General features: G+C 64.7%; 11 protein-coding genes. 6 read left to right on the plus strand and 5 right to left on the minus strand.

The window, feature by feature from the left end:
• Nucleotides 1-210: 210 nt before the first annotated feature.
• From NEI07_RS10250 to NEI07_RS10260, 3 genes are all read right to left on the minus strand, one after another.
• Nucleotides 211-1,044, minus strand: a complete 834-nt coding sequence (locus tag NEI07_RS10250; protein WP_256034378.1) for an FTR1 family iron permease — start codon at nucleotides 1,042-1,044, stop codon at nucleotides 211-213.
• 2 nt (nucleotides 1,045-1,046) lie between these two features.
• Entirely contained in the window at nucleotides 1,047-1,388 is a 342-nt protein-coding gene (locus NEI07_RS10255) for a cupredoxin domain-containing protein (RefSeq protein ID WP_256034379.1), read from the minus strand.
• A 123-nt stretch (nucleotides 1,389-1,511) separates the two neighbouring features.
• On the minus strand, nucleotides 1,512-1,853 hold the full coding sequence (locus NEI07_RS10260; protein WP_256034380.1) for a hypothetical protein: 342 nt from the start codon (nucleotides 1,851-1,853) through the stop codon (nucleotides 1,512-1,514).
• A gap of 173 nt (nucleotides 1,854-2,026) precedes the next feature.
• Here NEI07_RS10260 and NEI07_RS10265 point away from each other — a divergent pair, with 173 nt between their 5' ends.
• The 3 genes from NEI07_RS10265 to nusG all read left to right on the plus strand — a co-directional run bounded on the left by NEI07_RS10265 (nucleotide 2,027) and on the right by nusG (nucleotide 4,159).
• Nucleotides 2,027-3,226 (plus strand): DUF2235 domain-containing protein, encoded by a 1,200-nt coding sequence (locus NEI07_RS10265; protein ID WP_256034382.1) that lies wholly within the window; start codon nucleotides 2,027-2,029, stop codon nucleotides 3,224-3,226.
• 186 nt (nucleotides 3,227-3,412) lie between these two features.
• On the plus strand, nucleotides 3,413-3,604 hold the full coding sequence (gene secE, locus NEI07_RS10270; protein ID WP_256034383.1) for a preprotein translocase subunit SecE: 192 nt from the start codon (nucleotides 3,413-3,415) through the stop codon (nucleotides 3,602-3,604).
• Between the two features lie 24 nt (nucleotides 3,605-3,628).
• Nucleotides 3,629-4,159, plus strand: coding sequence for a transcription termination/antitermination protein NusG (nusG, locus tag NEI07_RS10275; protein ID WP_018406586.1), 531 nt, complete (start codon nucleotides 3,629-3,631; stop codon nucleotides 4,157-4,159).
• Nucleotides 4,160-4,162: 3 nt separating this feature from the next.
• On the opposite strand, the gene NEI07_RS10280 is transcribed toward nusG, so the two are convergent.
• A complete protein-coding gene (locus NEI07_RS10280; RefSeq protein ID WP_256034385.1) occupies nucleotides 4,163-4,423 on the minus strand; it encodes a hypothetical protein in 261 nt (86 codons plus the stop codon).
• A 24-nt stretch (nucleotides 4,424-4,447) separates the two neighbouring features.
• Here NEI07_RS10280 and NEI07_RS10285 point away from each other — a divergent pair, with 24 nt between their 5' ends.
• Entirely contained in the window at nucleotides 4,448-4,816 is a 369-nt protein-coding gene (locus NEI07_RS10285) for a CCDC90 family protein (protein ID WP_256034387.1), read from the plus strand.
• Between the two features lie 76 nt (nucleotides 4,817-4,892).
• Here the strand turns inward: NEI07_RS10285 and NEI07_RS10290 are convergent, their stop codons facing one another.
• On the minus strand, nucleotides 4,893-5,621 hold the full coding sequence (locus tag NEI07_RS10290) for an SDR family NAD(P)-dependent oxidoreductase (RefSeq protein WP_256034389.1): 729 nt from the start codon (nucleotides 5,619-5,621) through the stop codon (nucleotides 4,893-4,895).
• A 313-nt stretch (nucleotides 5,622-5,934) separates the two neighbouring features.
• On the opposite strand from NEI07_RS10290, the gene rplK reads away from it, so the two are divergent.
• Together rplK and rplA are read left to right on the plus strand one after the other, a co-directional pair.
• Nucleotides 5,935-6,381 (plus strand): 50S ribosomal protein L11, encoded by a 447-nt coding sequence (gene rplK, locus NEI07_RS10295; protein WP_014891468.1) that lies wholly within the window; start codon nucleotides 5,935-5,937, stop codon nucleotides 6,379-6,381.
• Between the two features lie 4 nt (nucleotides 6,382-6,385).
• On the plus strand, nucleotides 6,386-7,090 hold the full coding sequence (rplA, locus tag NEI07_RS10300; protein ID WP_256034390.1) for a 50S ribosomal protein L1: 705 nt from the start codon (nucleotides 6,386-6,388) through the stop codon (nucleotides 7,088-7,090).
• Nucleotides 7,091-7,095 lie beyond the last annotated feature (5 nt).

Consider the following 7,095-nt stretch of genomic DNA (forward strand, 5'->3'; position numbering starts at 1 on the left):
GCAGCAGGCGTCGCCCGCGCCGCGCGACGCTCCGACGAGGTCGCCGCCGCGCGCAATCGACGATCTTCTGCCACCCGAAGACATCCCGACGGTAGGCTCAATCGAACGGCCGCGGCAGAGGCGCGGCGCGCAGGAAAGAAGCATTTTCGAGGGTCTCTTCGGCGGCGGCTGAGACAGCGGTCGATCGCAGCGCCGGCGACCGGTCAAACGCTACTCCGCCGGCGCGCCGACCGAGGCCGAAGGCGGCCGCGCGGCGAAAAATTTGGTGGCGGCGACAATGGCGATGAGCGTCACGAGATAGACCGCGACCTGCATAGCGGAAGGCTGGTCGGCGTAGCCGATCAAGGTATGCAGCACCCGGCCGACGATGCTCTTATCCGACAACAGCCATGAGCTGTCCCAGGCGGTGTCGGAGAGCGCCGTCACAAAGCCCGCCTGCTGCAGAAAAGCGACGCATTGCGCTGCAAGGCCGGCGGCGAGCAGCGTGATGAGCCATGTCGTTACGGCGAACAGGCGGCGCGCAGGGATTGCGACGAGCCCATAGAATGTCGCGACGCTCGTCACGGCGCCGAGCGCCAGTCCGGCCAGTCCCCCGGCGAAGACGTCCCAGCCGGATTCGCCCGAGGCGAGAATGCCGTAAAGAAACAGCGCCACCTCGGCGCCTTCGCGCAGCACGGCCAGTCCCACGACGGCGGTCAGCGCGAAGAGCGTCGCGTCGCCGCGCGCCACCGCCCGCCCGACGTCGGAAAGGTTCTGCGCCAGTTCGCGCCCATGCTGCGCCATCCAGATATTGTGCCAGACGAGCATGACGACCGCGATCGCGAGAATGGCGGCGTTAAAGAGTTCCTGGCCGCTGCCGGCGAAGGCTTGCGAGAGTCGATCGGCGAAGGCGGCGACGACGATCGCGCCGAGCGCGCCCATTCCGACGCCGGCGGCGACGAAGCCGCGCGACCCGGCGACGCCGCGAGTAACCGCCAGAACGATGCCAATGATGAGACCGGCTTCAATGGCCTCGCGGAAGACGATGATGAGCGCGCCGAGCATGGCTATTCCGCGATGACCTCGCCCTTGGCCGTATTATCGTGAAACTCGCCTTCGAATTTGTAGCGGCCGGCTTTCAGCGGCCGAAGCGTGAAGGTCGCCTCGCTATTGCCGGGGATCACCTTCTCGATCCGCAGGCTCTTGCTCTCAAACTCTTCGGGCGTGGCGTCGAGATTCTTCACGGTCAGCGTCGCCGGCTGATTGGCTGGAACGCGAAGCTCGGCCGGTTCGAAGCGGTGATCCTTGATCGTGAGCGTGAAGGCGTTCTCAGCCGCAGCGGCGGCGGAAATGCCCAAGACCGAGGCCACGAGGACCCCCACAAAATAGTCGCGCTTCAAAAACCGCATCTCCCGAGTTCGCTGAGCGCCGAGGGTCCCGCCGCGTCCATATCGAAAGTAAGAAGGCCAAAACATGCGGTCAATCAATCTAGTCTGGAGCGCTTCCAAGCTGATGTCGCAGGGGCGCGCGCCCTACCCTGGATAGCCATGCCGCGATTTTGAGGCGCGCAGCAGCGATAGCGCGCGGCCGTCCTGGCCGCTGGAGCAGGCTGACGCCGCCTCGCCGATCTCATTCGAGATCTGGGCGTGGACGCTCCGATTGACGTGTCCCATCGCGAGGTCATTGTCGATGACGGAGCGATAGCGCGCGACGGCGCCGGCGCAGCCCGGGGCGTCCGGCGGAGGCGCTTCGCTCATCCGCGCCGGCGGCGGGCCCGCTGGTCCGGGAGGAACGATCTGCGGTTGGCGCGCGGCGTTGCAGCCGGCGAGGCCAGCCGCGGCGCATGCGGCCAAGAAAAGCAAACCTGCGCGCATCCGTTTCTCCAATGCTTGGCTGAAGTTAAGCTTCTCATAGCGGCGAGCGCCCTTATTGGGCAAATATTTCCTCGTCGCTTGCCGGCGCCGCCAAACCGCGTCAGCATCGCGAAGCGCCCTGACGCTCTTTTGTCCGCAGTTGCTTAAGCTTTTCCAAGCTGCTGGAGGAAAAAATGATTCGCAACATTATCTTGCTCGACGGCACATGGAATACGCCGCGCGATTTCACCAGCATCTGCAAGACGTCCTGGGACGAGAAAGTCGCCGAAAAGCTCATCCCGCCGAAAGGCGCGGACGGCGTCGAGCAGAACGTCCGCTACTTTTCCGGCGTCGGCGCCGAAGGATTCAAGATCGTCGGCGGCGCCGCGGGCCTCGGCCTGCGAACCATCGTGCAGGACGCCTACAATTGGGTCGTCGACAATTATCGGGACGATCAGGAGCTGTACATCTATGGATTTTCGCGCGGCGCCTATGCCGCCCGCGCCTTGGCCGGCCTGATCGGCGACTGCGGCATCCGAAAGACCAGAGACAAAAGCATCTTCGACATCGCGCGCGCCAACAAGAGCGCGAAAAAGGCCTCCCGGTCCGGCGCGCCGCCGAGCGGTCCCGACATTCAGGCGAACAACCGCATCAAGCTGCTCGGCGTGTTCGACACGGTCGGCTCCTATGGGGTGCCCGCGGGGTTCAGCGGACTGGCCCCGCTCGGCCGCTATGTCACGCTGATGGTGTTCGGCGGGTTCGAGGACACGCGGCTGGGGGCGCATGTTGACCATGCCTTGCACGCGATCGGCGTCGACGAGCGGCGCCGTCCGTTTACGCCGACCTTCTGGACGGTGAAGAAGGGGGAGCCGCATCCCTCGAACATCGAGCAAAACTGGTTTCCTGGCGTCCATTGCAACGTGGGCGGCGGCTATCCGGAATCGGGGCTTTCCGACATTGCGCTGATCTGGATGATCGCGCGCACGCAGGCGCTGACGGGGCTCTCCTTCGACGCGGCCGCAATTCGGCGCGCGCTGACGCCCAATATCGACGGCGACATTCCCGACTCGGCCGAAAAATTTCCCATCGACCGGAATTTTCCGCGCGCCCGCGAGATCTTCCCGGCCGGCGCCCCGGCGAATAGTTTCGTCAGCGCCGGCGGGGACCCTGGAGAAGAGCAGGTCAATGAGAAGGTCCATTGGAGCGTGCTCGCCAAGCTCGGCCGCAGCTGCAACATCTATGGCGCGGCGAACGCCCGCTACGACCCTCCGAATCTGAAGGAGGCGATGGCGCGGCTTGGCCCCGACCTCGCGGGGAAGATCGCCGCGATCACGCCGGAAGAGCAGGACCTGCTGCCGCCGGAGCTGGCGTCGCTTGCCCGGGTTAGCGCGTGACCCTTCGGCTCGAACGTCGGGACCGAGCGTTTTTCCGCTTGGCGGCGTGGCGCCGAGAGGCTATAAGCGCTGGAATTCGTGGCGCGCGGCCGGCAGGTCCCGCGCCGCGATCGTTTTGCGGCGCGAGTCATTCGCGACGCGAGTCAGAGGGGCGGATCGCACGCCCCCGCACAGCCCGGTAGCCGAATGGTCAATCCGTTTCAGTTCCTACAGGAAGTCCGCGCCGAGGCGGGCAAGGTCACTTGGCCTTCGCGGCGCGAGACGCTCATCACGACCGGCCTCGTCATCCTGATGGTGCTATTCGCAAGCCTGTTTTTCGTCGTCGTCGATTACGCGCTGCGTTTCGGCGTCGGGCTGATGCTGGGCGTCGGTCAATAGACAATTGGAGCTAGTCGCGCCGCTATGAGCATGCGCTGGTATATCGTTCACGCCTATTCGAACTTCGAAAAGAAGGTCGCCGAGGCGATACGCGAGGGCGCGGCGCAGCGCGGACTCGCGGACCAATTCGAAGAGATTCTGGTCCCGACCGAACAGGTCATGGAAGTGCGGCGCGGGCGCAAAGTCTCCGCCGAGCGCAAATTCTTCCCCGGCTATGTGCTGGTGAAATGCGAACTCACCGATCAGGTGTTCTCGCTGATCAAGAATACGCCGAAGGTCACGGGCTTTCTCGGCGCCGACAACAAGCCGATGCCGATCAGCGAGGAAGAGGCCCTGCGCATCAAGGGCCAGGTCGCCGATGGCGTCGAGCGGCCAAAGCCGACGATCATGTTCGAGGTGGGCGAGACGGTGCGCGTCGCCGACGGGCCTTTCGCATCTTTCAACGGCCTCGTCGAGGAGATCGACGAGGCGCGTTCGCGCCTCAAGGTCGCCGTGTCGATCTTCGGCCGGCCGACGCCGGTCGAGCTGGAGTTCGCCCAGGTGGAGAAGGTATAAGGCCTAATGCGCGGCCGCGCTGTCCGGCCCGCTTTCTCCCCTGTCGCCGCCATCCGAGGGCGCATCCGTCGGCATAGGGGGCGCCACGGCGCAACGCTGCGCTCGGCACGCGGGGCAAACGCCGCGCCATCCGTAATAATAGAACCCGATCCCAGCAAGCAGGCCAGCCCAGCCAAGCAGCGTCCCTCCCATGTATAAATTGGAGAAAATCATCGCCGCGAGTCCGGCGGCCATGAAGGCGAGGCGCTTTGCGTAATCCGACATGAAGGCTTCCTTTCCTCGATGGAGGTGGGAAGCCAAAGACAAAGGCGCAATGCGGCGCTATGTTGCGTCGGCGTAGTTCTGCAGTCTCGGAGCCGCGCGCTGGCGCTGCTGCGCAAGATCGACGCGAAGGTGGACGGCATTCGCGAAGAGATGGCGACGAAGAGCGACGTCGCTGACGTTCGCTCGGAGCTTCGCTCTGAGATTCATTCGCTGCGCGCCGACGTGGCCTTGGACATCATGAATTTGGAAAAGCAGATCAAGGAGCAGGAGAAGCGCCTGAGCGACCAGATTTCCGGACTGCGCCGCTCGGGGATGGAATATCACTCCTCCGCCATCGGACAGCGCCTGCGCCGCCTCGAAGAGCACGTCGGCCTCACGCCCGAGGGGCATTGAGGCTCACAGCGGCGGTCGACGCAATCGCCCGGCGCCAAAAGGCCAAAAGCAAGACATCGCCTCGCGCTTCTGCGCATTACGTCATGTAGCGCCCGGCGTTGAGATGAATCGTCTGTCCCGTCAGATATTCCGTTTCGATGATCATGCGCACCGCCGGCCAGACTTCGTCGGGACGTCCCATCCGTCCCAATGGAAGATCCGATGGCGGCGGCAGGTCCATTCCGGCCAGCATGTCGGTCTCGATCAGCAGCGGCGCAATGGCGTTCGCGGTGATGCGATCTTCGCGCAGATAAAGGGCGTAATAGCGCATCAGCCCCTCCACGCCCGCCTTGGACGCCGCATAGGCGGCGGAGACCCTGCCGCCGATCCGCGAGGCCCCGGATGACATGAAGATGAGCCGCCCGCCCTCTCGCTTGAGATGCGGAATGGCCGCCTGCGACACGTAGAAGGCCGAAAGGAGATTGGCGTTCAGTGTCCGCTGGAAGGTCGCGGCATCCAGCTCGTCGATCGTTCGAATGATTGCCGCGCCCGCATTGTTGATGACGCAATCCAGTCGGCCGAACTGATCGATACAGGCGTCAACCAACCGCCGCGCTTCGTGTTCGTCGCTCACATCCGCCCGAACTGCGCAGGCGCGCCCGTCCGCGCTCTGGATTTCTTCTACGACCGCCGCAGCCGACGCCTCGTCCAACCGATAATTGACCACCACCGCCATTCCATATCGGGCGCAGTCGAGCGCCAGCCGGCGCCCGATGCCGCGCGACGAGCCGGTGATGATCACGACGAGCTCAATGTTCGTCCCCACGCTCTTTGCCCTCCTGACAGTCGTTTCGTCTTACGGCGGACAGACGACGTTGGTGAGTTGGTCTTCCACCAAATGCCGAGGTTCCGCTGGCGCCAGAGATTCTTGCAAGAGACATCGCAAGACCGGGTCGCTCTTGCCCTTTTTCGCGCCTTCCCCTAAGAACCGCCATTCCTTGGACGGTCCCGCCGCCCGAGGAATTCATACGTGGCGGGTTTGCCCTGACGCCATCGGGGAGCTCCAGGCCGGACCACGAACTGCAACCGGCGCCGACGCGTGAAACATCGCGGCGGGCGCCTTTCGTTGGAGAAAGCAAATGGCGAAGAAAATCGCCGGCTATATCAAACTGCAAGTGCCGGCCGGCGCGGCCAATCCGTCGCCGCCGATCGGTCCCGCGCTCGGCCAGCGCGGCCTCAACATCATGGAGTTCTGCAAGGCGTTCAACGCCAAGACGGGACAGATCGAGAAGGGGACGCCGATCCCCGTCGTCATCACCGCCTATCAGGACCGCTCCTTCACCTTCGAGATGAAGCAGCCGCCGGTCAGCTTCTTCCTCAAGAAGGCCGTGGGCCTCAAGATCGGCAAGAAGCCGGCCTCCGGCTCCAAATTGCCGGGCCGCAACGTCGTCGGAAAGATCACACAGGCGCAGATCCGCGACATCGCGGAAAAGAAGATCGTCGATCTCAACTGCGCCTCGATCGAATCCGCGATGTCGATGATCGCCGGCTCCGCCCGCGCGATGGGCCTCGAGGTGGTGGAGTAAGATCATGGCGCACATCGGAAAACGCATTGCGAAGACCCGCGAGGGCATCGAACGCACGAAGCTCTATCCCCTCACCGACGCCGTGAAGCTGGTGCGCGAGCGCGCCAAGGCGAAATTCGACGAATCCGTCGAGATCGCCATGAATCTCGGCGTCGATCCCAAACACGCCGACCAGATGGTGCGCGGCGTCGTCAATCTGCCGAACGGCACCGGCCGCGTTCTGCGCGTCGCGGTCTTCGCGCGCGGCGCCAAGGCGGACGAAGCCAAAGCGGCGGGCGCCGACGTCATCGGCGCGGAGGATCTGGTCACGGCGGTGCAGGGCGGCACGATCGACTTCGACCGCTGCATCGCGACGCCGGACATGATGCCGCTCGTCGGCCGGCTCGGCAAGGTGCTCGGCCCGCGCGGCCTGATGCCGAACCCGAAGGTCGGCACGGTGACAATGGACGTCGCCGGCGCGGTGAAGGCCAGTAAGGGCGGCGCGGTCGAGTTTCGCGTCGAGAAGGCCGGCATCGTGCAGGGGACGGTCGGCAAGGCCTCTTTCGACGACGGCAAGCTCGTCGAGAACATCAAGGCCTTCGTCGACGCCGTGGCCAAGGCGAAGCCGCAGGGCGCCAAGGGCACCTATATTCAGCGCGTCGCCATCTGCTCGACCCAGGGGCCGGGCGTGAAGGTCGACGTGTCGAGCCTGGGCGCCGCCCCGCACTGAGCGGG

This window comes from Methylocystis suflitae (assembly GCF_024448135.1).
GTDB lineage: Bacteria > Pseudomonadota > Alphaproteobacteria > Rhizobiales > Beijerinckiaceae > Methylocystis > Methylocystis suflitae.